General features: G+C 59.0%; 26 protein-coding genes and 1 pseudogene. 15 read left to right on the forward strand and 12 right to left on the reverse strand.

The genetic code is table 11. From position 1 onward, the window contains the following. Nucleotides 1-18 precede the first annotated feature (18 nt). Nucleotides 19-387: a DUF4870 domain-containing protein gene (locus PMI01S_RS01925; protein WP_084317765.1), complete on the forward strand. Its 369-nt coding sequence runs from the start codon at nt 19-21 to the stop codon at nt 385-387. 533 nt (nt 388-920) lie between these two features. Beyond that, complete coding sequence (gene gltS, locus PMI01S_RS01930) at nt 921-2,126, forward strand: sodium/glutamate symporter (protein ID WP_084317766.1); 1,206 nt, start codon at nt 921-923, stop codon at nt 2,124-2,126. Between the two features lie 69 nt (nt 2,127-2,195). Here the strand turns inward: gltS and crc are convergent, their stop codons facing one another. Further along, nucleotides 2,196-2,975, reverse strand: a complete 780-nt coding sequence (gene crc / locus PMI01S_RS01935) for a catabolite repression control protein Crc (RefSeq protein WP_008030595.1) — start codon at nt 2,973-2,975, stop codon at nt 2,196-2,198. A gap of 82 nt (nt 2,976-3,057) precedes the next feature. On the opposite strand from crc, the gene pyrE reads away from it, so the two are divergent. Next, nucleotides 3,058-3,702 carry an orotate phosphoribosyltransferase gene (pyrE, locus tag PMI01S_RS01940; RefSeq protein WP_084317767.1) on the forward strand — a complete coding sequence of 215 codons (645 nt, stop codon included), beginning with the start codon at nt 3,058-3,060 and terminating at the stop codon, nt 3,700-3,702. 260 nt (nt 3,703-3,962) lie between these two features. Here pyrE and PMI01S_RS01945 read toward each other — a convergent pair whose 3' ends face one another. The 5 genes and pseudogenes from PMI01S_RS01945 to coaBC form a co-directional block, all read right to left on the reverse strand. Next, nucleotides 3,963-4,175 (reverse strand): hypothetical protein, encoded by a 213-nt coding sequence (locus PMI01S_RS01945; protein ID WP_084317768.1) that lies wholly within the window; start codon nt 4,173-4,175, stop codon nt 3,963-3,965. Between the two features lie 189 nt (nt 4,176-4,364). Next, nucleotides 4,365-5,270 carry an acetylglutamate kinase gene (gene argB, locus PMI01S_RS01950; protein WP_084317769.1) on the reverse strand — a complete coding sequence of 302 codons (906 nt, stop codon included), beginning with the start codon at nt 5,268-5,270 and terminating at the stop codon, nt 4,365-4,367. A gap of 17 nt (nt 5,271-5,287) precedes the next feature. Continuing rightward, nucleotides 5,288-6,664: pseudogene (locus tag PMI01S_RS01955) on the reverse strand (phosphomannomutase/phosphoglucomutase); the annotation flags it as partial. 348 nt (nt 6,665-7,012) lie between these two features. Next, a complete protein-coding gene (gene dut / locus PMI01S_RS01965) occupies nt 7,013-7,468 on the reverse strand; it encodes a dUTP diphosphatase (protein ID WP_084317771.1) in 456 nt (151 codons plus the stop codon). 5 nt (nt 7,469-7,473) lie between these two features. Next, nucleotides 7,474-8,682 carry a bifunctional phosphopantothenoylcysteine decarboxylase/phosphopantothenate--cysteine ligase CoaBC gene (coaBC, locus tag PMI01S_RS01970; protein WP_084317772.1) on the reverse strand — a complete coding sequence of 403 codons (1,209 nt, stop codon included), beginning with the start codon at nt 8,680-8,682 and terminating at the stop codon, nt 7,474-7,476. A gap of 136 nt (nt 8,683-8,818) precedes the next feature. Here coaBC and radC point away from each other — a divergent pair, with 136 nt between their 5' ends. Then, nucleotides 8,819-9,493 (forward strand): RadC family protein, encoded by a 675-nt coding sequence (radC, locus tag PMI01S_RS01975; protein WP_084317773.1) that lies wholly within the window; start codon nt 8,819-8,821, stop codon nt 9,491-9,493. Between the two features lie 124 nt (nt 9,494-9,617). Here radC and PMI01S_RS01980 read toward each other — a convergent pair whose 3' ends face one another. After that, nucleotides 9,618-11,204, reverse strand: a complete 1,587-nt coding sequence (locus PMI01S_RS01980; RefSeq protein ID WP_084317774.1) for an ABC transporter substrate-binding protein — start codon at nt 11,202-11,204, stop codon at nt 9,618-9,620. A gap of 446 nt (nt 11,205-11,650) precedes the next feature. On the opposite strand from PMI01S_RS01980, the gene rpmB reads away from it, so the two are divergent. Both rpmB and rpmG read left to right on the forward strand, forming a co-directional pair. Further along, entirely contained in the window at nt 11,651-11,884 is a 234-nt protein-coding gene (rpmB, locus tag PMI01S_RS01985; RefSeq protein ID WP_003176907.1) for a 50S ribosomal protein L28, read from the forward strand. Nucleotides 11,885-11,895: 11 nt separating this feature from the next. Continuing rightward, nucleotides 11,896-12,051 (forward strand): 50S ribosomal protein L33, encoded by a 156-nt coding sequence (gene rpmG, locus PMI01S_RS01990; protein WP_007894709.1) that lies wholly within the window; start codon nt 11,896-11,898, stop codon nt 12,049-12,051. Between the two features lie 180 nt (nt 12,052-12,231). Here rpmG and PMI01S_RS01995 read toward each other — a convergent pair whose 3' ends face one another. Next, complete coding sequence (locus tag PMI01S_RS01995) at nt 12,232-12,594, reverse strand: cupin domain-containing protein (protein ID WP_084317775.1); 363 nt, start codon at nt 12,592-12,594, stop codon at nt 12,232-12,234. 248 nt (nt 12,595-12,842) lie between these two features. On the opposite strand from PMI01S_RS01995, the gene PMI01S_RS02000 reads away from it, so the two are divergent. Both PMI01S_RS02000 and PMI01S_RS02005 read left to right on the forward strand, forming a co-directional pair. Further along, nucleotides 12,843-14,336, forward strand: a complete 1,494-nt coding sequence (locus PMI01S_RS02000) for an aldehyde dehydrogenase (RefSeq protein WP_084317776.1) — start codon at nt 12,843-12,845, stop codon at nt 14,334-14,336. A 188-nt stretch (nt 14,337-14,524) separates the two neighbouring features. Further along, nucleotides 14,525-15,670 (forward strand): MFS transporter, encoded by a 1,146-nt coding sequence (locus PMI01S_RS02005; protein ID WP_084317777.1) that lies wholly within the window; start codon nt 14,525-14,527, stop codon nt 15,668-15,670. Between the two features lie 135 nt (nt 15,671-15,805). Here PMI01S_RS02005 and PMI01S_RS02010 read toward each other — a convergent pair whose 3' ends face one another. Together PMI01S_RS02010 and PMI01S_RS02015 are read right to left on the reverse strand one after the other, a co-directional pair. Next, a complete protein-coding gene (locus tag PMI01S_RS02010) occupies nt 15,806-17,374 on the reverse strand; it encodes a phospholipase D family protein (protein WP_084317778.1) in 1,569 nt (522 codons plus the stop codon). A gap of 60 nt (nt 17,375-17,434) precedes the next feature. Beyond that, the gene (locus PMI01S_RS02015; protein ID WP_084317779.1) at nt 17,435-18,868 is read right to left on the reverse strand and encodes an aminotransferase-like domain-containing protein; all 1,434 of its coding nucleotides are present in this window, start codon (nt 18,866-18,868) and stop codon (nt 17,435-17,437) included. Between the two features lie 179 nt (nt 18,869-19,047). On the opposite strand from PMI01S_RS02015, the gene PMI01S_RS02020 reads away from it, so the two are divergent. Then, nucleotides 19,048-19,293: a DUF1127 domain-containing protein gene (locus PMI01S_RS02020; RefSeq protein ID WP_084317780.1), complete on the forward strand. Its 246-nt coding sequence runs from the start codon at nt 19,048-19,050 to the stop codon at nt 19,291-19,293. A gap of 144 nt (nt 19,294-19,437) precedes the next feature. Here PMI01S_RS02020 and PMI01S_RS02025 read toward each other — a convergent pair whose 3' ends face one another. Beyond that, nucleotides 19,438-20,730, reverse strand: a complete 1,293-nt coding sequence (locus PMI01S_RS02025) for an NAD(P)/FAD-dependent oxidoreductase (protein ID WP_084317781.1) — start codon at nt 20,728-20,730, stop codon at nt 19,438-19,440. A gap of 147 nt (nt 20,731-20,877) precedes the next feature. Between PMI01S_RS02025 and PMI01S_RS02030 the strand changes: the two genes are divergently transcribed. Further along, nucleotides 20,878-21,231 (forward strand): YkgJ family cysteine cluster protein, encoded by a 354-nt coding sequence (locus tag PMI01S_RS02030; RefSeq protein ID WP_007947437.1) that lies wholly within the window; start codon nt 20,878-20,880, stop codon nt 21,229-21,231. A gap of 112 nt (nt 21,232-21,343) precedes the next feature. Here PMI01S_RS02030 and PMI01S_RS02035 read toward each other — a convergent pair whose 3' ends face one another. Then, the gene (locus tag PMI01S_RS02035) at nt 21,344-21,832 is read right to left on the reverse strand and encodes an Lrp/AsnC ligand binding domain-containing protein (protein WP_003177284.1); all 489 of its coding nucleotides are present in this window, start codon (nt 21,830-21,832) and stop codon (nt 21,344-21,346) included. A gap of 156 nt (nt 21,833-21,988) precedes the next feature. On the opposite strand from PMI01S_RS02035, the gene dadA reads away from it, so the two are divergent. From dadA to PMI01S_RS02060, 5 genes are all read left to right on the forward strand, one after another. Continuing rightward, nucleotides 21,989-23,293, forward strand: a complete 1,305-nt coding sequence (dadA, locus tag PMI01S_RS02040; protein ID WP_084317816.1) for a D-amino acid dehydrogenase — start codon at nt 21,989-21,991, stop codon at nt 23,291-23,293. Beyond that, nucleotides 23,265-23,618, forward strand: coding sequence for a RidA family protein (locus PMI01S_RS02045; RefSeq protein ID WP_084317782.1), 354 nt, complete (start codon nt 23,265-23,267; stop codon nt 23,616-23,618). The genes dadA and PMI01S_RS02045 overlap by 29 nt, the downstream gene beginning before the upstream one ends. Before the next feature lie 96 nt (nt 23,619-23,714). Further along, nucleotides 23,715-24,788 carry an alanine racemase gene (gene alr / locus PMI01S_RS02050; protein ID WP_084317783.1) on the forward strand — a complete coding sequence of 358 codons (1,074 nt, stop codon included), beginning with the start codon at nt 23,715-23,717 and terminating at the stop codon, nt 24,786-24,788. A gap of 126 nt (nt 24,789-24,914) precedes the next feature. Continuing rightward, nucleotides 24,915-25,463, forward strand: coding sequence for a cupin domain-containing protein (locus PMI01S_RS02055; RefSeq protein WP_007947433.1), 549 nt, complete (start codon nt 24,915-24,917; stop codon nt 25,461-25,463). 182 nt (nt 25,464-25,645) lie between these two features. Continuing rightward, nucleotides 25,646-26,056, forward strand: a complete 411-nt coding sequence (locus PMI01S_RS02060; RefSeq protein WP_084317784.1) for a c-type cytochrome — start codon at nt 25,646-25,648, stop codon at nt 26,054-26,056. Nucleotides 26,057-26,263: the final 207 nt, after the last annotated feature.

Here is a 26,263-nt window from a genome sequence, read left to right on the forward strand (position 1 = left end):
CCAGGCAAGGAGGACATCATGAGTGACGAGCAAGAGCTGCTTCCCGTCCCGAGCAAAGAAGTTCGGCAGTGGGCGATGTTTTGTCACCTGTCCGCCTTGCTGGGGATATGGATTCCGTTCGGTACGCTGATCGGCCCGCTGATTCTCTGGCAGATGAAGCGCGAGATGGACCCGTTTGTCGATGCGCAGGGCAAGGAGGCGCTGAACTTCCAGATCACCGTCGCCATTGCCTCCGCCATCTGCTTCTTGCTGATGGTGGTGATCATCGGGTTTTTCCTGTTTGGTCTGGTGGCGATTGGTGCGTTGGTGTTGACGATCATTGCGGGCGTGAAAGCCAATGAGGGTGTGCCGTACCGGTATCCGTTCACGTGGCGGTTGATCAAGTAGCGAGCAGTGTGTAACTCGTGTGGGAGCGGGCTTGCTCGCGAAAGCGGTATGTCAGTCGACATCGTCGTCGGATGACACACCGTTTTCGCGAGCAAGCCCGCTCCCACATTGAAGTATCAGTGCGCATGACAATATCGACAGTCATCAGGCTTTGTGCAAAACGCAGTTCACCGAAACTTGTAATTAATTACCCTGCCTTGTAGGAATTTTCTTTTTAAAAGTTAGAACTTTCCCTCGCCCTAAAAGCTGAATGCCTGACAGCCTAAGCCACTGTTCAGATTCTCACTTGTACAATTTTTTCCTACACGTCTAGTCACAACTACACAGCCTCAGCGCGGTGTATGAGCTTGGCAATGAGACTTCGCGGTTGATAAAGTTGCCCCAAGTAATATTCCTTCAGAAATATTTCGATATATTCAGACCATTGAAGGTCCTTGAATTTAAAGCAAGTCAGTGTTGAGAAGATCAACCTGTTCAAGTGGCGTGTCCAGGTAAAAAGTTCGCCCCTGAATACATATCAAAGAACAATGCCTATGATTCAGCTCGATTTTTACGGAACACTTGTGGCCGCCTCGTTAGTGCTGTTACTGGGGCGCGGGCTGGTTGCACGAGTTGGTTTTTTACGTGCCTACAATATCCCTGAGCCAGTAGCCGGTGGTCTTGTCGTCGCCCTGGTTCTCTTGGCGTTGCGGGGGCTGGATATTGAAGTCCGCTTTGATACTTCCCTGCAGACGCCCTTGATGCTGGCTTTTTTTGCCACCATTGGCTTGAGTGCAGATTTCGCAAGTCTGAAGAAGGGCGGACGCGTAGTCGGGATTTTCCTGCTGGCGGTCATCGGGCTTTTGGTGGTTCAGAATGCCATGGGCATTGGGCTGGCGACGGCGTTGGGGCTTGATCCGTTGATGGGCTTGTTGACGGGTTCGATTACATTGTCTGGCGGTCACGGTACAGGCGCTGCGTGGGGATCGACGTTCAGTGAAAAGTACGGTCTGGCTTCCGCCTCTGAACTCGCTCTGGCCTCTGCGACCTTTGGCTTGGTGCTGGGTGGTTTGATTGGTGGTCCGGTCGCTCGCTTGCTAATCAAACGCGTCCAGGCGCCCGGCCTTGAGCAAGACAAGCCGAGGCTGCCGAAGGGCTTTGAACAGCCCAACAAAGAGCGCTCGATCACGCCATTTTCGTTTATCGAGACACTCGCCCTGATCGCCGTCAGTCTGATGGCTGGCTCCCTCTTGAATGGCCAGCTTCACGGAACTGCACTTGAGCTGCCGACGTTCGTTTGCGTCTTGTTCGTGGGGGTGATTTTACGGAACGGGCTTTCAGCGCTTGGCTTGTATCAGGTGTTTGAGCGTGAAGTTTCCGTGTTGGGGAATGTCAGCTTATCGCTGTTTCTGGCGATCGCCCTGATGTCGCTCAAGCTGTGGGATCTGGCAGCTCTGGCTTTGCCGATCTTCATCATCCTGGCTGCGCAAGCGTTGGTCATGGCGCTATTCGCGATTTTCGTGACCTTCAGAATGATGGGCAGCAACTACGACGCGGCGGTTCTGGCGGCAGGGCACTGCGGTTTCGGACTAGGTGCAACACCAACTGCCATTGCCAACATGCAAGCGGTGACACAACGTTACGGACCTTCGCAGATAGCGTTCCTGGTGGTGCCAATGGTGGGTGCTTTCTTCATCGACATCATTAATGTCGTCGTGATCAAGTTGTACCTTGCACTACCGTTTTTCGCAGCTGCTTGAGGGGATAGTCCATAAGAAAAATGCCCGTATCTTGCGATACGGGCATTTTCTTTAACTGACCAGTACAAATTAAATGGTCAGCGTCCAGTCATAATCCACGATCAGCGGAGCATGCTGCGAGAACCGTGGCTGACGTGGCAAGCGCGCACTGCGTACAAAGCGGCGCAGGCCCGGGGTCAGTATCTGGTAATCGAAGCGCCAGCCCAGGTTGAGCATCTCAGCCTGTTCGTTGTCCGGCCACCAGCTGTACTGGTCACCTTCACGGCTCACTTCGCGCAGGGCATCGACATAACCCATGTTACCGACAATCTCGTCCATCCAGGCACGCTCAGGTGCCAGGAAGCCCGGGGATTGCTGGCTGTCGCGCCAGTTCTTGATATCCAGCTTCTGTTGCGCCACGTACAGCGAGCCACAGTAAATGTACTCGCGACGTTTGCGCCGCTGTTTATCCAGATAACGGGCGAAGTCGTCCATTAGCTTGAACTTCTGGTTCAAGTCTTCATCGCCGTTCTGCCCCGAAGGGAGCAGCAAGGTCGCGATGCTGACCTTGTCGAAATCGGCTTGCAGGTAGCGCCCGTAGCGGTCGGCTGTCTCGAAGCCGAGACCGCTGATGACTGCCTTCGGTTGCAGCCGCGAATACAAAGCCACGCCACCTTGGGCGGGAACTTCGGCTTCGCAGGCATAAAGGAAGTAGCCATCCAGTTGGAAAGCTGGATCGTCCAGTTCAAAGGCGGAGGCGCGGGTGTCCTGCAGGCAGATGACGTCGGCATTCTGTGCTTGCAGCCAACTGAGCAAACCTCGCTCCACTGCAGCCTGAATACCATTGACGTTCACACTGATGATCCGCATAAATGGCCCCAAAAATCGCGTGCGTGTATGATACACGGCGTCAACCTAATTAGCTAAATCCGTGGTATTTGGGGTTTTTTTCATGCAAGCGTATCAGCGCGATTTCATTCGTTTTGCCATCGATCGCGGCGTTTTGCGCTTCGGTGAGTTCACCCTGAAGTCCGGGCGCACCAGTCCATACTTCTTCAATGCCGGCCTGTTCAACTCGGGTTCCGCCCTGGCGCAGCTGGGTCGATTCTATGCGGCGGCCATCGTCGAAAGCGGCATTTCGTTCGACGTTCTGTTCGGCCCGGCCTACAAAGGCATTCCGTTGGCGGCGACGACAGCAGTGGCTTTGGCTGAACATCACAACCGTGATTTGCCATGGTGCTTCAACCGTAAAGAGGCCAAGGCCCATGGCGAAGGCGGCAGCCTGGTTGGCGCGCCATTGACCGGCGAAGTGCTGATCATCGATGACGTGATCACCGCTGGCACTGCGATCCGCGAAGTGATGCAGATTATCGCTTCCCAGGAAGGCGCCAAGGCGGCGGGCGTGCTGATCGCCCTGAACCGTCAAGAGCGTGGCAACGGCGAGTTGTCGGCGATCCAGGAAGTGGAGCGTGACTTCGGCATTCCGGTGATCAGCATTGTTTCGCTGAATCAGGTGCTGGAATTCCTGGCTGACGATCCGCAGCTCAAGCAACACCTGCCAGCCGTAGAAGCCTACCGCGCCCAATTCGGCGTATGACCCTGTAGGAGCCGGCTTGCTGGCGATCAATGCCACACGGCATGTCAGGCACAACGAGTTGCGTATAAATAAAAAAGCCCCGTCCGGATCATCCGGGCGGGGCTTTTTTATTTCTGACGCCTGTTCACCGAGGCAGGCAAGTTGACGTAAAAGAGCGTCATGAATGCACTCGTCAGCGGCAGGGCGCAGCCGAACAATACGTTCCGTACGGTTTTGCGGCTGCGTTTCCTGGCCAGTACGCCTGACTTTTTCCCCCGTGGTTACTTGGAAGGCTCGTTCGGGTACGGATCTTCGACGGCGTCACCTTGGCCTGTCAGGATTTTCCAGCCATTGAGGGTGTGGGTGTCTGGTTTGAAGTCCGGGCACGGCGGAAGTGAAGTCTTCGACTGATTGGTGTATTCGCGTCCGCAGTCTGCGCACTCGTAAGTGCCTGCTGATACATCGCTGCCGTAGGGGACGTGGTCTTTTTGCATGGGGATGATCTCCAGTGGATTCACGGAAGATCCTAAGCGGATGGATGCTGGCGGGATGTCGGAAGTTTCGCTTAATCAGGTCAGGCATTTCCTTCGCGCATAAAAAAGATCGCAGGCTTCGTCAGCTCCTACGGAATATTCTTACATCCGTAGGTGCTGCTGAAGGCTGCGATCTTTGACGTTCTTGAATCAGTGACGCTTGCGGTTACTGATCAAAGTACCAACGCCGGTGTCGGTGAAGATTTCCAGCAGAATCGCATTCGGCACCCGACCATCGATGATCAACGAGCTGCCCACGCCGCCCTGAACCGCCTCCAGCGCGCAACGGATCTTGGGCAGCATGCCGCCGTAGATCGTACCGTCGGCAATCAGGTCGTCGACTTGCTGGGTACTCAGGCCGGTCAGGACCGTGCCCGACTTGTCCATCAGGCCGGCGATGTTGGTCAGCAGCATCAGCTTCTCGGCTTTCAGCGCTTCGGCGACCTTGCCGGCCACCAGGTCAGCATTGATGTTGTACGACTCGCCGTTCTCGCCGACGCCGATTGGCGCGATCACCGGGATGAAGTTGCCTTTGACCAGCAGGTTCAGCAGCTCGGTGTTGATCCCGACCACTTCGCCCACCTGACCGATGTCGATGATTTCCGGTTGGGTCATCTCCGGGGTCTGGCGGGTGACGGTCAGTTTTTTCGCACGAATCAGCCCGGCGTCTTTACCGGTCAGGCCGATGGCGCTGCCGCCATGACGGTTGATCAGGTTGACGATGTCCTTGTTCACCTGGCCGCCGAGGACCATTTCCACCACGTCCATGGTCTGTGCGTCAGTCACGCGCATGCCATCGATGAAGTGACTCTCGATCGACAGTCGTTTGAGCAAGTCGCCGATTTGCGGGCCGCCGCCGTGAACCACCACCGGGTTAATCCCGACGGCTTTCATCAGCACGATGTCGCGGGCGAAGCCGGTTTTCAGCTCCTCGCTTTCCATCGCGTTGCCGCCGTATTTGATCACCAGCGTCTTGCCGACATAGCGGCGGATGTAAGGCAGCGCTTCGGACAGGACCTTGGCGGTGTTGGCGGCGGCTTCGCGTTCGAGGGTCATTCAGGGCTCCGGGTGAATCAGAACGGTAGTTGGAGATCAGGTGCAACACGTTTCAACTGGACTTTGAAAACGTCCTTGATGCGCTGCAATTCAGCCTCGTCATCGGCCTCGAAGCGCAGCACCAGCACCGGTGTGGTGTTGGACGCGCGCACCAGGCCCCAGCCTTTGGCATAGTCGACTCGCACGCCGTCGATGGTGGTCAGGTCGGCGCCTTCGCCCCACTTCGCGTCGTGCAATGCATCAATGATGCTGAATTTGCTCTCTTCGGTCACATGGATATTGATTTCCGGCGTAGAAATATCATTCGGGAAGGTCGCAAACAGCTCTTCCGCGGTGGATTTTTCCTTGCTGAGGATTTCCAGCAGCCGTGCGGCGCTGTAAATGCCATCGTCGAAACCGAACCAGCGTTCCTTGAAGAAAATGTGCCCACTCATTTCGCCGGCCAACAGCGCGCCGGTCTGTTTCATTTTCTTTTTGATCAGCGAGTGACCGGTCTTCCACATTAACGGGCGACCGCCGTATTCCTTGATCAGCGGTGTCAGGCGACGGGTGCATTTGACGTCGAAGATGATTTCCGCGTCCGGGTTGCGCGCCACCACGTCACGGGCGAACAGCATCAGCAGGCGGTCCGGATAGACGATGCTGCCGGTGTTGGTCACCACGCCAACGCGGTCGCCGTCGCCGTCAAAGGCCAGGCCGATGTCGGCGTTGGTTTCCTTGACCTTGGCGATCAGGTCGACAAGGTTTTCAGGCTTGCCCGGGTCCGGGTGGTGGTTCGGGAAGTTGCCGTCGACGTCGCAGAACAGCGGGATGACTTCGCAGTTCAGCGCTTCGATCAGTTGTGGGGCGATCACGCCGGCCGCGCCGTTGCCGCAGTCGACCACGACTTTGAGGCGACGAGCGAGTTTGATGTCCTGGACGATTTCTGTGTTGTAGCGGTCAAGGATTTCTACTTTGGTGATGCTGCCCTTGCCACTGCTCAGGTCGTTGGTCTTGAGGCGGTCGTGCAAGGCCTGGATTTGTTCGTTGGCCAAGGTATCGCCGGCGATGACGATCTTGAAACCGTTGTAGTTCGACGGGTTGTGGCTGCCGGTCAGCATCACGCCCGATTTGCCGGCCAGTACGTTCGCGGCGTAATACAGCGCCGGCGTTGGCACCAGGCCCACATCACTGACATGGCAACCGGCGTCGGCCAAGCCTTTGATCAGTTGCTCGACCAGCTCCGGGCCGGACAGGCGGCCGTCGCGGCCAACAGAGACGTTGGGTTCGTCCTGGGCCAGGCTTTGGGCGCCGATGGCGCGACCGAGCCAGTAAGCGGTCTCAGCGTTCAGAAATTCCGGGACGGTACCGCGAATGTCATAGGCGCGGAAAATGCTGTCGGGAAACGTGGGTGCGACTTGGGCTGGGGTGTTCATCTGTAGGAATGCTCCATCTCGAAAGTGGCTGGACCTGCACGCGAAGAACGCTTCGGCGGGTTCGAACTGAAGGGTATGACGGCGTTTTCCACAGAGAGTTCGTGGTGCGAAAAGGCCATGACACCGGTTTCACTTAGCATTTGACGGGCCAATGCCTTGTTTTCCAGTAGTAAACCTTCCAGATGACGGCTGTGCAATTTGTCGCGAGAGCGCTTGGCTCCCGCTTTCCCTGCAGGAGCTGCCGAAGGCTGCGATCTTTTGATTTTCGATTCCAAGATCAAAAGATCGCAGCCTTCGGCAGCTCCTGCAGGGAGGACATCTATCGGATCAATGGCTGCCGGAGTGGCCGAAACCGCCCGTGCCGCGTTGGGTTTCAACGAATTCTTCGACCATCTCGAAGTGCGCTTGAACCACGGGAACCAAAATCAGTTGGGCCAAACGCTCGCCGACCACCATGTTGAAATCGGTCTGGCCACGGTTCCAGCACGACACCATCAGCGGACCCTGGTAATCGGAGTCGATCAGGCCGACCAGGTTGCCCAGCACGATGCCGTGCTTATGACCCAGGCCGGAGCGCGGCAGAATCAGCGCGGCCAAACCTGGATCGCCGATGTAAACGGACAGACCGGTCGGGATCAGCACGGTTTCACCCGGCTTGATCACGGTGTCTTTTTCCAGCATGGCGCGCAGGTCGAGGCCGGCGGAGCCTGGCGTGGCGTACTGCGGCAGCGGAAATTCGGTACCGATGCGGGGGTCGAGGATCTTGGCTTGCAAAGCGTGCATGTAAATTAAACCTGGTTCAGACGTTCGGCGATAAAAGTGATCAGCTGGCGAGCAATCTTGCTCTTGCTGGTCTGGGCGAAAAGTGTGGCGTGTAGCTCGCGATCGATCACGCTGCAGGCGTTTTCTTCGCTGTTGAAGCCAATGCTCGGGTTGGCGACGTCGTTGGCGACGATCAAATCGAGGTTCTTGTCTTTCAACTTGCGCGCAGCGTAGTCGAGCAGGTGTTCGGTTTCGGCGGCGAAACCGACACTGAACGGACGGTCGGGGCGTGTGGCAATGGTGGCCAGGATGTCTGGGTTGCGCACCATTTGTAGCAACAAGCCGTCGCCGTTCGTAGGGTCTTTCTTGAGTTTCTGTGGGGCAACGACTTCCGGGCGGTAGTCCGCGACCGCTGCGGAGGCAATGAACAGGTCGCAAGGGATCGCGGCTTCGCAGGCAGCCAGCATGTCGCGGGCGCTGACCACGTCGATGCGCGTGACGCGATCCGGGGTCGGCAGGTGCACCGGGCCGGTGATCAGGGTGACACGGGCGCCGGCTTCAACCGCCGCTTCGGCCAGGGCAAAGCCCATTTTTCCGGAGCTGTGGTTGGTGATGTAGCGCACCGGGTCGATGTTTTCCTGGGTCGGGCCGGCGGTGATCAGCACGTGTTTGCCGGTCAGTGCCTTACGCTGGAAGCAGTCTGCCGCGCACTGGGCCAGTTCGACGGCTTCGAGCATGCGGCCCAGGCCAACGTCACCGCAGGCCTGGCTGCCGGAGGCCGGGCCAAAGGCTTTGATGCCGCGGCTTTCAAGGGTTTGCAGGTTGGCTTGGGTCGCCGGATCGCGCCACATGGCCTGGTTCATTGCCGGGGCAACGGCAACCACGGCGTCGGTGGCCAGCACCAGCGTGGTCAGCAGATCGTCGGCAATGCCTTGGGCCAGACGAGCGATCAGGTCCGCAGTGGCGGGGGCGATCAGCACCATGTCGGCCCACTTGGCCAGTTCGATGTGGCCCATTGCGGCTTCGGCTGCCGGGTCCAGCAGGTCCAGATGAACCGGGTGGCCGGACAACGCCTGCATGGTCAGCGGGGTGATGAACTCTGCGCCGCCACGGGTCATGACCACGCGCACTTCGGCGCCCTGGTCGATCAGGCGGCGAACCAGATCGGCGCTCTTGTAGGCAGCAATGCCGCCGCCGACGCCCAGAACGATGCGTTTCCGATACAGCCGCTGCATAGGTCTGCCTTTCATTTCGTTGATGACTGCGTAGCGAACCCCCCTCCCCAGGAGTGAAATCGCCCGCAAAAAAGATGGGCTACGATATCACAGCGACCGCTACGGAACAGCGGCGCCCACAGACCAGGGAGGTGTTATGAGTATTCGGGATTGGCCGGCGGCCGAGCGGCCGCGGGAGAGGTTATTGGAGTTGGGCTCGGCCAGCCTTTCGGACGCAGAGCTGCTGGCGATATTTTTACGCACCGGGGTGGCCGGCAAAAGTGCGGTGGATCTGGCGCGGCATTTATTGAGTCAATTTGGCAGCCTGCGCTCGCTGCTGGAAGCCGATCAAGCAACATTCAGCAGGCAATTAGGGCTCGGCCCGGCGAAATTCGCTCAGTTGCAGGCGGTGTTGGAAATGGCCCGTCGGCATCTGGCTGAACGCTTGCGCCACAGTTCAGTGTTGGAGAATCCGCTGGTTGTGCGTGATTACCTCAAGTCGATGCTGCGACACGAGCCTCATGAGGTATTTGGCTGCCTGTTTCTGGACTCGAAGCATCGAGTTCTGGCGTTTGAATCACTGTTTCGTGGATCTATCGACTGCACCAGCGTTTATCCGCGTCAGGTGGTCAAGCGCGCTTTGGCCCATAACGCCGCAGCTTTGATCCTTTGCCATAATCATCCGTCAGGCAATCCCGACCCCAGCCAAGCTGATCGAAAATTGACCAAACGCCTCCAGGATGCGCTGGACCTGATCGATGTGCGAATACTCGACCACTTCATCATCGGCGACGGAGATCCGCTGTCGATGGCTGAATATGGGTGGATGTGACGGGATAAACGCTCACTCTGTAGGAGCCGGCTTGCTGGCGATCCGGACAACGCGGTGTGGCTGATTAACCGCGGTGACGCCATCGCCAGCAAGCCGGCTCCTACAGGGTTTTGTGGTGAGGCAGCTACTTGAGGTTGACCTTGGAATAGTCCTGACGACCGAAGGGGCTCACCGCGTAGCCCTCGACTTCTTTGCGCATCAGCGCGAAGGCGGTCGGGTGGGCCAGCGGCAACCACAGCGCCTGCTGCTGAATCTGCGCCTGAGCCTGTTCATAAAGCTTGGTGCGTACACCCTGCTCGGACGTGGTCTTGCCGGCGCTGATCAGCTTGTCCAGATCCTGGTTGCAGTAACGGGCGAAGTTGGTGCCCGGCTTGACCGCGGCACAGGAAAACTGCGGTGTGAGGAAGTTGTCCGGATCGCCATTGTCGCCGGCCCAGCCCATGAACAGCAGGTCATGTTCACCGGCCTTGGCGCGACGGATCACTTCGCCCCATTCGATCACGCGTATCTCGGCTTGAATGCCGATCTCTGCGAGATCCGATTGCAGCATCTGCGCGCCGAGGCTTGGATTCGGGTTCAGCAGGCTGCCGGTAGGACGGGTCCAGATAGTGGTCTGGAAACCGTCCTTGAGTCCGGCTTTAGCCATGAGTGCCTTGGCCTTTTCAACGTCGTACGTATAACCGGGCAAGCCTTTGGCGTAACTCCAGGTATTAGGCGGGTATGGGCCGTTGGCAGGTTCGGCGGTGTCTTCGAACACGGCTTTGACATAGCTGGCCTTGTCAAACGCGAGATTGATGGCTTGCCGCACCTCAGGCTTGTCCAGCGGTGGATGCTGGCTGTTGATGGCGACGAACGCAGTCATGAACGCGTCGGTCTTTTCCACTTTCAACGTCGGTTCTTTCAGTGCGGCTTGTACGTCCAGTGGCTTGGGCGACAGAGCGATCTGACACTCGTTGCGGCGCAGTTTCTGCAAGCGCACGTTGGCGTCCGGGGTGATGGCGAAGATCAGCGGGTCCACCGAAGGCTTGCCGCGGAAGTAGTCCGGGTTGGCCTTGTAGCGAATCGAAGCGTCTTTCTGGAATCGCGTGAACACAAAGGGCCCGGTACCGATCGGCTGGCTGTTGAGCTTCTCCGGGGTGCCGGCCTTCAGCAGTTTGTCGGTGTATTCGGCGGAGTAGATCGAGGCGAAGCCCATGCTCAGGGTCGGCAGGAACGTCGAGTCCGGGTGATCGAGGGTGAAGCGCACGGTCAGCGGGTCGAGCGCGTCGATCTTCTTGATCAGCGCCGGCAACTGCATCGATTGCGCGTGCGGGAAGCCGCTCTGCGCCACTTTGTGCCAAGGGTTGGCCGGGTCGAGCATGCGGTCGAAGCTGAATTTCACGTCTTCGGCGGTCAGGTTGCGCGTCGGGCTGAAATATTCGGTGTGGTGAAATTTCACCTGCGGATGCAGCTTGAACACGTAGGTCAGGCCGTCAGGGGTGACTTCCCAGCTGTCCGCGAGGCCGGCGACCACTTTGCCGCTGGCCGTGTCGAAGTCCACCAAACGGTTCATCAGCACGTCGGCCGAGGCGTTGGTGGTGGTCAGCGAGTTGTATTGCACCACGTCGAACCCTTCCGGGCTGGCCTCGGTGCAGACGCTCAGGGCGGCAGCATGGGCGAGCGGGCTCAGTAGAAGCGGGGCGAGCAACAGCGGTAGGGCAGCGAGGCGCATGGTCGGATTCCTTTACAGAACGAAGGCCCATCTGCAAGTGCAGTCTGGAAAAGGCTTACCCTAGTGGGCTCTTTTGCAAATGACTATCCCCTTTTTCAATTTAAGAGGACTATGTGCGATCGTTTTCGGTGAACGCTGCCTGCGGAAAACCCTGAATTGGCCGGTTGGCCGATTTTCTGCGACGAGTGGTCTTTATCGACGATAGCCTTTATCCAAGGCACTCGGAGCCAGAAAAGCAGGGTTTTTATCAAGCCTGTGCACACGGAATGTTGTTGCTCTCTAGTCTTTCTGGTATAAAGCAGCGCTCTTTTCTAGGGGCCCGGTTCCTTCACTGTAGGTGTAGCCGGTAAGACCTCTAAAGAAACGCGGCGCCTGGCGCCAAATGACTGAGAGATTAAGCGGCCAACCCATGCCGGGTTGGGCATGTGGTTTTAGAGGGCTGAGGCATGTCGAGAGTATGTCAAGTTACCGGTAAGGGTCCGGTGACTGGGAATAACATTTCCCACGCAAACAACAAAACCCGTCGTCGTTTCCTGCCGAACCTGCAGCATCACCGCTTCTGGGTTGAAGAAGAGAAACGTTTCGTGCGTCTGCGCGTATCTGCCAAAGGCATGCGTATCATCGACAAGCGTGGCATCACTGTCGTGCTGGCCGAAATCCGCGCCGCTGGCAAGATCTAAGGGAGCTAATCATGCGTGAATTGATTCGTTTGATTTCGAGCGCCGGTACTGGTCACTTCTACACTACCGACAAGAACAAGCGCACTACTCCGGACAAAATCGAGATCAAGAAATTTGATCCGGTTGTTCGCAAGCACGTGATCTACAAGGAAGGCAAAATCAAGTAATTGATTTTTCCCTCTTACGAAAAAGGCCCGTATCGCGAGATACGGGCCTTTTTTGTTGCCTGCGGGTTATGTGTTGCCTGTTAGTGCCCCTTCGCGAGCAAGCCCGCTCCCACATTGGATCGCGGTCTAATGTGGGAGCGGGCTTGCTCGCGAAAGCGTCGGCCCAGACAACAAAAATCCTCAAGCCTTCTGTTCAAACGCCACATAAATCTTGCGGCACGTTTCCAGCACTTCCCAAGTGCCGCGGAACCCGGCCGGGATCACGAAGCGATCACCTGCACGCACAGTTTTGCTGTTGCCATCGTTATCACGCAGCACTGAAACGCCCTGGACGATTTCGCAGTATTCGTGCTCTGTGAAATTCACATGCCACTGCCCGACGGCGCCTTCCCAAACGCCTGCATTCAATTGGCCGCACGGGCTGTTGTAGTGGTTGTAAACCACCTGCTCCGGGTCGCCCTTCAGGATTTTCGCCTGGTCCGGTCTGTAGCGCTCGGGCTCGGTAGTGGCCTGGCTGAAGTCGACGATGTTCTGGATGCTCATTGTTGTAATCCCCCGTGATTGTGGCGCGAGTGGCTGGAAAGGTGCAGAAAAGCCCAAAGTCTATGTTTATTAAAATGAACACCGCAAGGCCGTTTACCGACCTTATGTCAAATATATTGAAACAACCCCGGCCACTGGTTTAGGGTGGCGGTTGCCTTCGGCCGAATTGCAGGCTGGCCGGGCAGAATTCCTGGGGACGTCCGCGAAGAACGCGGGGCGCTCGTATTCAATAAGAGGAGGACACTCGAATGACTACCCTGACTCGTGCCGATTGGGAACAACGGGCTCGCGATCTGAAGATCGAAGGCCGTGCCTACATCAATGGCGAATACACCGATGCCGTCTCCAGCGAGACCTTCGAGTGCATCAGTCCGGTCGATGGCCGTCTGCTGGGCAAGATCGCCAGCTGTGACGCCGCCGATGCCCAGCGCGCTGTTGAAAATGCTCGCGCCACGTTCAATTCCGGCGTCTGGTCGCGCCTGGCGCCGACCAAACGCAAAGCCACCATGATCCGTTTTGCCGGCCTGCTGAAACAGCACGCCGAAGAGCTGGCCCTGCTTGAAACCCTCGACATGGGCAAGCCCATCAGCGATTCCCTGTACATCGACGTTCCCGGTGCGGCGCAAGCCTTGAGCTGGAGCGGCGAAGCCATCGACAAGATCTACGACGAAGTGGCCGCGACCCCGCATGATCAGCTGGGTCTGGTGACCCGCGAGCCGGTCGGCGTTGTCGGCGCCATCGTGCCGTGGAACTTCCCGTTGATGATGGCCTGCTGGAAACTCGGCCCGGCGCTGTCTACCGGTAACTCGGTGATCCTCAAACCGTCCGAAAAATCGCCGCTGACCGCCATCCGCATTGCTGCGCTGGCCGTTGAAGCCGGCATTCCGAAAGGCGTGCTGAACGTGTTACCGGGCTACGGTCACACCGTCGGCAAGGCGCTGGCCCTGCACAATGACGTGGATACCCTGGTGTTCACCGGTTCGACCAAGATCGCTAAGCAACTGCTGATCTACTCCGGTGAGTCGAACATGAAACGCGTCTGGCTCGAAGCCGGCGGCAAGAGCCCGAACATCGTGTTCGCCGATGCCCCGGACCTGCAAGCCGCAGCCGAAGCGGCAGCCGGTGCCATCGCCTTCAACCAGGGTGAAGTTTGCACCGCGGGTTCGCGTCTGCTGGTCGAGCGTTCGATCAAGGACACCTTCCTGCCGCTGGTGATCGAGGCCCTGAAAACCTGGAAGCCGGGCAATCCGCTGGACCCGGCGACCAACGTCGGCGCGCTGGTCGATACCCAGCAGATGAACACCGTGCTGTCCTACATCGAGTCCGGCCACGCCGATGGCGCCAAACTGGTCGCTGGCGGCAAGCGCACGCTGCAGGAAACCGGGGGTACTTACGTTGAACCGACGATTTTCGACGGCGTCAGCAACGCGATGAAAATCGCCCAGGAAGAAATCTTTGGCCCAGTGTTGTCGGTCATCGCTTTCGATACCGCCGAAGAAGCCATCGCGATTGCCAACGACACGCCGTACGGCTTGGCCGCTGCGGTGTGGACCAAGGACATCTCGAAGGCTCACCTGACCGCCCGTGCGCTGCGCGCCGGTAGCGTGTGGGTCAACCAGTACGACGGCGGCGACATGACCGCGCCGTTTGGTGGCTTCAAGCAGTCGGGCAACGGTCGCGACAAATCGCTGCATGCGTTCGACAAGTACACCGAGCTGAAGGCGACCTGGATCAAGTTGTAAGCCAGTGAAGGAGCCCGTTGGTAATCCGGGCTCCTGAACGACGCAGATCCCTTGTGGGAGCGGGCTTGCTCGCGAAGGCGCCGTAACAGCCAACGATGATGTTGGATGTGATGGCCTCTTCGCGAGCAAGCCCGCTCCCACATTTGTTTTGTGTTGTCTGAAAAATAATATCCACAGGAGCGTGGAACATGCGTTGGGCGACTTATTTCGCCGTGTTGGCGTCTGTCTTGAGTGTCGGCCTGGCCCTGGGCGTCAGCATGCCGCTGGTATCGTTTCGCCTGGAAGGCTGGGGCTACGGTTCGTTTGCCATTGGCGTAATGGCGGCGATGCCGGCGATTGGTGTGTTGCTGGGTGCGAAAATCTCCAGCCATCTGGCGGCGCGTCTCGGCACGGCCAATCTGATGCGCCTGTGCTTGTGGGCCGGGGCGGTATCCATCGGGTTGCTGGCGCTGTTGCCGAGCTATCCGGTGTGGCTGGTGCTGCGATTGATGATTGGTGTGATCCTCACACTGGTCTTCATTCTTGGCGAAAGCTGGATCAATCAGCTGGTGGTCGAGCAATGGCGTGGGCGCCTGGTGGCGCTGTATGGCAGCAGCTATGCGCTGAGTCAGTTGGCCGGGCCGCTGCTGCTGGGGGTTCTGGGCACTGAACATGATTATGGGTTCTGGGTCGGCGTCGGGCTGCTCACGGCGGCGCCGTTTCTGCTGCTGGGCCGCAGCGGCGCGCCAACCAGTGAAGCTTGCAGCGTGACCTTCAGCGACTTGTGGGGCTTCTGTCGAGGACTGCCGGCGATTGCCTGGGGCGTGGCGCTGTTCGCCGCGTTTGAAGCGATGATCCTGACCTTGCTGCCGGTCTATTGTCTGCGTCAGGGCTTTACCACGGAAATCGCCTTGGCGATGGTCAGCACGGTGGTGGTCGGTGATGCCCTGCTGCAACTGCCGATCGGCGCGCTGGCGGATCGCTTGTCGCGACGTACGTTGTTCACCGGTTGCGCTGTGGTGCTGATGCTTTCGAGCCTGGCGATTCCGTTGTTGATCGACACGTTGCTGATCTGGCCGTTGTGGGTACTGTTTGGCGCCAGTGCCGGGGGGTTGTTCACCTTGTCACTGATCCTGATCGGTGAACGTTATCGCGACGACGCGCTGGTGCGCGCCAATGCGCATATCGCGCAGCTGTGGGGCATTGGTTGTCTGGTCGGGCCGTTGGCTGCCGGGGCTGGCAGTCAGTGGATCAGCGGGCATGCGTTGCCGTTGCTGATGGCGGCCGGCGCGTTCGGGTTGGTGATTTTGCTGTCACGCCAAGGTGCATTCGGTACGGTCGCCGAGCCGGCTTGACGCCGAGGGGCCAGCCAACCAGACCCCCTGTGGGAGCGGGCTTGCTCGCGAAAGCGGTGTGCCAGTCGCCATCATCGTCGGATGACACACCACTTTCGCGAGCAAGCCCGCTCCCACAGCGGAGGGTGTTGTCTGTCAGAGCATCCGCTCCAGGCCCACTGCGGTACTCATCCACGCATTGAAATGGCGCCACCAGCTTCCCGGCTCCTCGGTCAGCGTGTGCATTTTGCCGTCGTCCTCAGTCACCCAGACGATCCGGTCGTTTTCCAGCTTCACCTGATAACTCAGGGGCGGCGCCATACCTTCCAGCGCCGCTTTGCGCACATAGACAGCGAGTTCCGGACTGTCCACCAGCACCCCGACTTCGGTGTTCCACAACACCGAGCGCGGGTCGAAGTTGAACGAGCCGATGAATGATTTCTGCTGGTCGAAGATCATCGCTTTGCTGTGCAGGCTCGAATCGGAGCCTCGATAGGACTTGCTGTAGAAAATATGCGGTCCGCTGCCGCCGCCTTCACCGGGTTGGCGGCGTAATTCGTACAACTTCACGCCATGTTCCAGTAGCGCCCGGCGATAGGGCGCGTAACCGCCATGCACCGCCGGGACGTCGGTGGCTTCCAGCGAGTTGGTCAGCAGGCTGACGGAGACCCCGGCATCGGCGCGGCCGGTGAGGTAAACCAGCCCCGGCTGCCCCGGCACGAAGTACGCCGAGATCATGATCAGCTCTTTGCTGACCCCGGAGAGCTCAGGCGCCAATTGCGTGGTCAGCAGCAATTGCGGATCTGGCTCGCCGTCCGACAAGACCTTGCTCGGTGCGTCCCACAAGGCCTGGTTCCAGGCCCAGATCAGCTCCCGGCGCCAGATGTCCATGCGCGGGTTTGTGGTGTACGTCATCAATTGTTGATACAGCGCGTGATTCTGTTTTCGCGTGTCTTCCAGCGATTCTTCCAGGCGCGTGCGGGTATTTTGCAGGTCCTTTTGCGACGGTTTGCTCGACAGAAATTCATCGATCGGCTTGCTCAGCGCACTGTTCCAGTACTGGTCGAAACTGTGGCCAAGCTGCTCGGCGACCGGCCCGACGCCGAGCATGTCGATGTCGGTGAAATTCAGGTTGGGCTCGGCATCGAAATATTCGTCCCCCAGGTTGCGGCCGCCGACGATGGCAGCGCTATTGTCGGCCAGCCACAATTTGTTGTGCATGCGTCGGTGTTGCAGCGACAGGTTCAACAGTCGGCCCATGGTCCGGGTCGCGCCAGTGCTGCGACCCAGGTGCAACGGGTTGAACAGGCGGATCTGGATCTGCGGGTGTGCCGCCAGCGTGGCGATGATCCAGTCGAGGCCGTCGCTGGTGGTGTCGTCGAGCAGGATTCTTACGCGCACGCCACGGTCGGCCGCCTTGAGCAGTTCGTCCACCAGCATGCGCGTGCTGATGCCGTCATGGACGATGTAGTACTGCAAGTCGAGGCTGCTCTGGGCGTTGCGGATCAACTCGGCGCGGGCCATGAAGGCTTCGCCGCTATTGGACAGCAGGCGAAAACCGGACTTGCCCTCATGGGGCGCGGCCTGGGCCTGGATCGAGCGACCGAATGCCGAATCACTGGCGGGCAGCGCCTGGCTCGGTTCGCGCCGAACGTCGAAGCCGGCGCAACCACCCAGGAGCGAGGAGAGTAGCAGAAGAACGAGCAGGGGCTGTCTGACTCTCACGTAGGATCGTTCCGATTGGCGGCAGGTGTCGGCATATGGACGCTGAAATCCCGTTAAAAGTCAGTCGCAGAGGCTGTCATTTTCCGCCAGCAGTTTGATTGCCGCGGCGCCGACCTTGCGCACCGCGTCTTCGATCTGTGGTGTTGGCTTGGCAGCGTAGTTCATTCGCAGGCAATTGCGGTACTTGCCTGAGGGAGAAAAGATGCTGCCGACGGCAATCTGTACGCCTTGGTCGTGTAAGGCGCGATTCAGTTTCAGGGTGTCGAAACCATCCGGCAGTTCGACCCAAAGCATGAAACTGCCTTGCGGCCGACTGGCGCGGGTGCCGGCGGGGAAATAGCGGGTGACCCAATCGATCATCAGGTCGCGATTGCGCTGGTATTGCGTACGCACCCGCCGCAAATGCGGCTCGAAGTGACCGGCCTTGAGGAATTCGGCGATGGCAATCTGCGGTTGCGGCGCAGTGGAGCCGGTGCTGATGTATTTCATGTGCAGCACCCGCTCCAGGTACCGGCCCGGTGCAACCCAACCGATGCGCAAACCCGGCGCGAGCGTCTTGGAAAATGAACTGCAGAGCAGGACGCGGCCGTCTTCGTCGAAGGATTTTATCGTGCGTGGTCGCGGGTAGTTGTAGGCCAGTTCGCCATACACATCGTCTTCGATGATCGCCACGTCAAAACGCTGTGCGAGCGTCAACAACGCACGCTTGCGCGATTCCGGCATGATGTAGCCCAGCGGGTTGTTGCAGTTGGGCGTCAACTGTATGGCCTTGATTGGCCATTGTTCCAGGGCCAGTTCCAGCGCATCGAGGCTGATCCCGGTCAGCGGGTCGGTGGGGATTTCCAGAGCCTTCATGTTCAGGCCCTTGAGCGTCTGCATCGCGCCGTGAAAGCTCGGCGAGTCCACGGCGACGATGTCGCCCGGCTCGCAGATCGAGCGAATGCTGGTGGAGAGCGCTTCGTGGCAGCCGGTGGTGATCACCAGGTCGTTGGCGGTCAGTTGGCATCCGGAATCCAGCATCAAGCGCGCGACCTGCTCACGCAGTTCCAGGGTGCCATGAATGTTGTCGTAATACAGACCGGGCATGTCCTGCCGCCGGCTGATGCGGGCGAGGTTGCGCAGCAACGGTTTCATGGTCGGCGTGGTGATGTCCGGCATGCCGCGGCCCAGTTGCACCACGTCCTTGCGCGGCACAGCGCGAATCAGCTCCAGCACCTGGTCCCACTGCGAAATATCCACCGGACGTTGGGCCGGGCGACCGATCGCGGGCAATTCCGGCAGTTCACGACTGACCGGAACGAAGTAGCCGGACTTGGGTTTCGGCATGGCCAGGCCGCTGTCTTCAAGCACCCGATAGGCTTGTTGAACCGTACTCAGACTGACGCCGTGCTCGACGCTCAATGCCCGCACTGACGGCAGCCGGTCGCCGGGGCGATAGAAGCCCTGTTCAATCCGCGTACCGAGCAATTCGGCGAGGTTGACGTAGAGGGTCATGGCGCAGTCTCGATGTGGATGATTCGGTTGACCAGTACAGATGAGGCAAAAAATTGTGATTCAGAGGTTAAAATGCGAAATCTGTATGGAATTAATACTGACAAGTTGAATCTGTAATGCTTTTCGCCGCCCACGCATCATGAAAGCTCTGGCTACCCAAGTAAACAGGAGCAATCAAAATGAACGGCTTGAGCGATGTGCGGCTGACGTTACGCAGTCAGGAACTGGCGGCAGGGCAAAAAAACGGTGCGCGGGAAGCGGTCATGCGCAATGCGCCGTCCGGCCTGGGTCGTTGGGATCTGTTCTGGCATCGTCTGCACACGCGCAAGGCGTTACTGGAGCTGACGCCGGAGCAGTTGAAGGATGTCGGGTTGAGTCTTGACCAGGCGCGGGAGGAGGGGCTTAAGCCTTTCTGGCGGGTCTGAGTTTTGGGGTGTTCTTTAGATCCATTCGCGAGCAAGCCCGCTCCCACATTTGATCGTCGTCGAACACCCAATCTGTGTTCGCTGAAGACCTAATGTGGGAGCGGGCTTGCTCGCGAAGGCGTCCGCAAGAGCGCCAAAAATTCTTCAGACCAACTCTTTCATCCGATGCCACAACATCCCCAACGCCAACAACGGCGAGCGCAAATGCTTCCCGCCGGGGAAGGTGATATGCGGCACTTTGGCAAACAGATCGAACCCACCACTCTGCTGCCCAGTGATCGCCTCGGCCAGCAACTTGCCCGCCAGGTGCGTGGCATTCACCCCGTGACCTGAATAAGCCTGGGCGTAATACACGTTCGGCTGATCCTTGAGCCGGCCGATCTGCGGCAGGCGGTTAGCACCAATGCCAATCATCCCGCCCCATTGATAATCGATTTTCACCCCACTCAGTTGCGGAAAAACATCCAGCATTTTCGGCCGCATGTACGCAGCGATGTCCTTCGGGTCGCGACCCGAATAGTGGCAAGCGCCACCGAACAGCAAGCGTCGATCCGCCGAGAGCCGGTAGTAATCCAGCGCCACTCGTTGATCACACACCGCCATGTTCTGCGGCAGCAGTTCGTGCGCCTGTTCTTCGCTCAAGGGTTCGGTAGCAATGATATAGCTGCCGGCGGGCAACACCTTGCCGCTGAGCTCCGGGTTGAGCTGGTTGAGGTAGGCATTGCAACCGAGCACCAAAGTCTTTGCGCGCACCGAACCCTGAGACGTATGGACCTTCACCTCCGGGCCGTAGTCGATGCGGGTCACTGCCGACTGTTCGAACAGCTTGACGCCCAATTGCTGCGCAGCGGCGGCTTCGCCCAGTGCCAGATTCAGTGGGTGCAAATGGCCCGAACCCATGTCGATCAGGCCGCCGACGTAGCGGTCGGAACCCACCACTGAGTGCATTTCGTGGGCTTGCAACAAGCGGGTTTCGTATCGGTAGCCGAGGCTGCGCAGTTCTTCGGCGTCTTCGGCGAAGCCTTCCAGGTCGCGGGGTTTGTTGGCGAGATCGCAGTAGCCCCACGTCAGGTCGCAAGGGATCTGAAAACGCTCGACGCGCTGTCGGACGATTTCCACCGCTTCCAGGCCCATGAGTTTCATCTGACGCACACCGTCTGCACCGATCACGCTGGCGAACTGATCGAGACCATGGCCGACGCCACGAATCAGCTGCCCGCCATTTCGGCCACTGGCACCCCAACCCATCTTGTGCGCCTCGAGCAGCACCACGCTGAAGCCGCGTTCGGCCAGCTCAAGCGCCGTGTTCAGCCCGGAAAACCCGCCGCCGACCACGCACACATCGGCCGCCAGATCCTCAGTAAGCACCGGATGATCAGGCTGCGGCAGGCTGCTGGCCGCGTAATAGGAGGCAATGTGTTGGGCGCGGGCATTCATGCGCATCATCCTGATTTTTGTGTCTGGAAAATTTGACGGAGCATAAGCCGGACCTTTCGGCGCGGGCAACACTGGTCGGTTGTGGCTGTCTGGATCGGCGTTTTTGCTGCAGAATCCCGCTTTATTCCGCTTTGGGTCACCGTTTCGATGAGCTGCAACAGTCAGAAAATCCGCACGCTGCGACAGCAGATTCCCTCGTTCGAGTGCGTGCCCGGCTGCCACGACTGCTGTGGGCCGGTGACCACCTCACCCGAAGAAATGTCCCGCCTGCCGCGCAAGACCCGCGCCGAGCAGGATGCGGCGATGGATGAGCTCAACTGTGTGCACCTTGGGCCGAACGGCTGCACGGTGTATGACGAGCGGCCGCTGATTTGCCGGTTGTTTGGCACGACCAAGACGCTGCCTTGCCCGAATGGGCGGGGGCCGGTGGAGCTGATTCATCCGCGGGTGGAGAAGCAGATTCATGAGTACATGGCTTCTACACGGCAGGTCCTCGTCTAAGTCGAGACCGAGTCGCTTTCATTCGCGAGCAAGCCCGTTCCCACATTGGAAAGCATTTCAACCTGTGGGAGCGGGCTTGCTCGCGAAGGCGTACGAACAGACGGCAACTGTTTCAATCCGGAATCGGCAAACTCAAACTCTCCTTCACCTCTTCCATCACGATATAGCTCTTGGATTCGCGCACATGCGGCAGCTTGAGCAGGATGTCGCCCAGCAACTTGCGGTACGAGGCCATCTCGGAAATCCGTGCCTTCACCAGATAGTCGAAATCCCCTGATACCAAATGACATTCCAGCACATGGGGCAGTTTCAGCACCGCACGTCGGAACTCTTCGAAAGTATCGCCGGATTTGTAGTCGAGGCTGATCTCGACGAACACCAGCAGACTACCCTTGAGGTGCTGCGGATTCAGTCGGGCGTTGTAGCCCATGATGATCCCTTCGCGCTCCAGGCGCCGAACCCGCTCAGTGCAGGGCGTGGTCGAGAGCCCGACCTTTTCCCCAAGCTCGGTGAAGGATATACGCCCGTCTGCTTGCAGGATCCGCAGGATGTTGCGGTCGATCTTGTCCAGCTCACGTTTGGTCTGAGTGTTGGTACGCATAGGGGATGCGCCTCCGTGAAAAGCGTTTTTGCCGAGAATTGTCGCCAAATATAGGTGCTTATATAGTGAAAAGCACTGGCTAATCTTTTTTAAACTGCCCACATCTACGGTCTGAACTACAAACGTCAGCGGCACGCCGCGATGAGGGATATGAAAATGCGCGTTATGGTCTTGGGTAGCGGCGTCATCGGTACCACCAGTGCTTATTATCTGGCGCGTGCCGGGTTCGAAGTGGTGGTGGTGGACCGTCAGCCGGCTGCGGCCATGGAGACCAGTTTCGCCAACGCCGGGCAGGTATCGCCGGGTTATGCCTCGCCGTGGGCCGCGCCGGGTGTGCCGCTCAAGGCCATCAAGTGGCTGCTGCAGCGCCACGCACCGCTGGCGATCAAGGCCACCGCCGACATCGACCAATACCTGTGGATGGCGCAGATGCTGCGCAACTGCACCGCCAGCCGTTATGCGGTGAACAAGGAGCGCATGGTCCGTCTGTCCGAGTACAGCCGTGACTGCCTCGACGAATTGCGCGCTGAAACCGGTATTGCCTACGAAGGCCGTAGTCTCGGCACGACCCAATTGTTCCGCACCCAGGCTCAACTGGATGGCGCCGCGAAAGACATCGCCGTGCTGAAAGAGTCCGGCGTGCCGTTCGAACTGCTCGACCGCGCCGGCATTGCCCGCGTTGAGCCGGCCCTGGCCAGCGTCACCGACATCCTTGCCGGTGCCTTGCGTCTGCCGAACGACCAGACGGGCGACTGCCAGATGTTCACCACCAAGCTTGCAGAAATGGCCGTGAAGCTGGGCGTGGAGTTCCGTTTTGGCCAAGACATTCAGAAGCTCGACTTCGCCGGTGACCGCATCAACGGCGTATGGATCGACGGCAAGCTGGAAACCGCAGACCGCTACGTTCTGGCACTCGGTAGCTACTCGCCGCAACTGCTCAAGCCGCTGGGCATCAAGGCGCCGGTTTATCCGCTCAAGGGTTATTCCCTGACTGTGCCGATCACAAACCCGGCGATGGCTCCGACCTCGACCATTCTCGACGAGACCTACAAGGTCGCGATCACCCGTTTCGACAACCGCATCCGCGTCGGCGGCATGGCGGAAATAGCCGGTTTTGACCTGTCGCTGAACCCGCGTCGGCGCGAAACCCTGGAGATGATCGTCAACGACCTCTATCCTCAGGGCGGCGATCTGGCCCAGGCCAGTTTCTGGACCGGTCTGCGTCCGACTACCCCGGATGGCACGCCAATCGTGGGTGCCACCCCGTTCAAGAATCTGTTCCTGAACACCGGTCACGGCACGCTCGGCTGGACCATGGCATGCGGTTCCGGTCGCTTGCTGGCTGACCTGATGGCGAAGAAAACGCCGCAGATCAGCGCCGAAGGCCTCGATATCTCTCGTTATGGAAGTAAAACCCAGGAGTCCGCAAAACATGTCAATCCAGCGCCAGCTCACCAATGAGCGCATGAGCCAGATCGTTGCCCACAGCGGCACCGTCTATCTGGCAGGGCAAGTCGGCGACGACATGAGTGCCGGGATTGAACAGCAGACCCGTGAAACCCTTGCCAACATCGAGCGTTTGCTGGATCTGGCGGGCACCGACAAGCATCACTTGCTGTCGGTGACAATTTACCTGAAAGACATTGATGCGCACTTCGAAGGCATGAACGCGGTGTGGGACAAGTGGCTGCCAAAAGGCGTCGCCCCGGCCCGTGCGACGGTTGAATCGAAGCTGTGTGAACCGGAAATCCTGGTGGAGCTGTCAGTTGTAGCCGCTCTGCCATAAGCCTGTCAGAAAGATCCCTCTCCCGGTGCCGTTGGCGGTCAACGCCGTCAGCCAGCGCCGGTTTTTATTCCCATGACTGTCTAGAAGCCTGCCGCCATGCGTCCAGCCCGTGCCCTGATCGACCTTCAAGCCCTGCGCCACAACTACCAAATCGCCCGTGAAGTCACGGGTGCCAAGGCCCTCGCGGTGATCAAGGCCGATGCCTACGGGCACGGCGCGGTGCGTTGCGCCCAGGCGCTGGAAGCCCAGGCGGATGGTTTCGCCGTGGCGTGCATTGAAGAAGCACTGGAGCTTCGGGCTGCGGGCATTCGTGCGCCGGTGTTGTTGCTGGAAGGCTTTTTCGAAGCTGATGAGTTGGCGCTGATCGTCGAGCATGACTTCTGGTGCGTGGTGCATTCGCTGTGGCAGCTTGAAGCCATCGAGAAAGCCGCGCTGAGCAAGCCGATCACGGTGTGGCTCAAACTTGACTCAGGCATGCACCGGGTTGGTCTGCATCCAAAGGATTACCAAGCGGCCTATCAACGGCTGCTGGCCAGCGGCAAGGTGGCGAAGATCGTGCTGATGAGCCACTTCGCCCGTGCCGACGAGCTGCACAGCCAGGCCAGCACCGAGCAGGTGGCGGTTTTTGAAGCGGCACGCCAGGGCCTGTCCGCCGAGATCAGCCTGCGCAACTCACCGGCAGTGCTCGGTTGGCCGCAGATTCCAAGCGACTGGGTTCGCCCGGGCATCATGCTCTACGGTGCCACGCCGTTCGAAGAAGCCAACGCCGTAGCATCCCGCCTGCAACCGGTGATGACCCTGGAATCGAAAGTGATCTGCGTGCGTGAGCTGCCGGCTGGCGAGCCGATCGGTTACGGCGCGAAATTCATCACCCAGAAGCCAATGCGCGTTGGCGTGGTGGCGATGGGTTATGCCGATGGCTATCCGCGTCACGCGCCGACCGGTACGCCGGTGCTGGTTGCCGGGCAGCGCAGCCAATTGATTGGCCGGGTGTCGATGGACATGCTTTGTGTTGATTTGACCGATGTGCCGCAAGCGGGCCTCGGCTCGACCGTCGAGTTGTGGGGCAAAAATGTGCTCGCCAGTACGGTTGCGGAAGCGGCTGACACTATTCCTTACCAGATCTTCTGCAACCTGCGCCGGGTGCCGCTGCTCTATTCCGGGGCTTAGGCCCAGGCACTGCGCACCGGAAGTCGGCTCGCCGAACAGGATTCAGGCCAAAGTGTTGTAAATACTGAACGCTGTCGCCATGATAACGCTCAATATTCCTACAACCTGAATCCTGGAGGCGCAAGCTTGGACGTCGGTGAACGACTGCAATCCATCCGTAAGCTCAAAGGTCTTTCGCAGCGTGAGCTCGCCAAACGCGCGGGCGTCACCAACAGCACCATTTCGATGATCGAGAAGAACAGCGTCAGTCCCTCGATCAGCTCGCTGCGCAAGGTTCTGGGCGGGATTCCCATGTCCATGGTCGAGTTCTTTTCCGAAGAGATCCTGCAGGAAAAACCGACTCAGATCGTCTACAAGGCTAACGAGCTGATCGATATTTCCGATGGCGCAGTGACCATGAAACTGGTCGGTCGGGCGCACCCGAGCCGCGCCATTGCCTTCCTCAATGAAATCTACCCGCCAGGCGCCGACACCGGTGACGAGATGCTCACCCATGAGGGCGAGGAAACCGGGATTCTGGTGGAAGGTCGGCTGGAGCTGGTGGTCGGGCTGGAAACTTTTGTGCTTGAAGCGGGTGATAGCTACTACTTTGAAAGTACCAAGCCACACCGTTTCCGTAATCCGTTCGATGCGCCGGCGCGACTAATCAGCGCAGCCACGCCAGCGAATTTCTAAGAGACGAGGCGTCCTGCCAGCACGGCAGCGACACTCGAAGGGTTTTTCCGCGGCGCAACAAGACCCCTTCGACTTTGGGGTTGTTTCAGTGCGGCGGGCTTACCGCTATACTTGCGCCCGCCTGCGAACCGTGGCCGTAGGCGTGACTAGCCACCATTGAGGGTGAACGCGTGAACCTAATTATGAAAATGCTGGCTGCACCAGCAACCGTATTGGCCCTATGGGCTGTCAGCGCTCAAGCTGCGACTAACGACGATATTGCCAAACGCCTTGAGCCAGTTGGCCAAGTCTGTGTGACGGGTCAAGAGTGCAAGGGGATGGAAGTCGCTGCCGCTACTGGCGGTGGTGGTGCCAAGGCACCTAAAGATGTGATTGCAAAACATTGCAATGCTTGCCACGGCACTGGCTTGCTGGGCGCGCCGAAAATCGGCGACAAGGCTGCCTGGAAAGAGCGCGCCGATCATCAGGGCGGCCTCGACGGCATCCTGGCCAAGGCCATTACCGGTATCAATGCGATGCCGCCTAAAGGTACCTGCGCCGACTGCTCCGACGATGAGCTGAAAGGCGCGATCAAAGAGATGTCCGGCCTGTAACACGCCCGCATCTTTCGCGAAAAGCCGCTTTCGAGCGGCTTTTTTGTGCCTGTCGTTCACGGACCTGTCGGCGCCGGCTTGCTGGCGATGAACGATCACACGGTTTAGCTGGTTAACCGCGGCGCCTGGATCGCCAGCAAGCCGGCTCCTACAGGTTTTGGGCAAATCACCGCCCGAGGCTGTTCATTGCAGCAAAGACCCGGCAAG

The organism is Pseudomonas migulae NBRC 103157, from assembly GCF_002091715.1.
Lineage (GTDB): Bacteria > Pseudomonadota > Gammaproteobacteria > Pseudomonadales > Pseudomonadaceae > Aquipseudomonas > Aquipseudomonas migulae_A.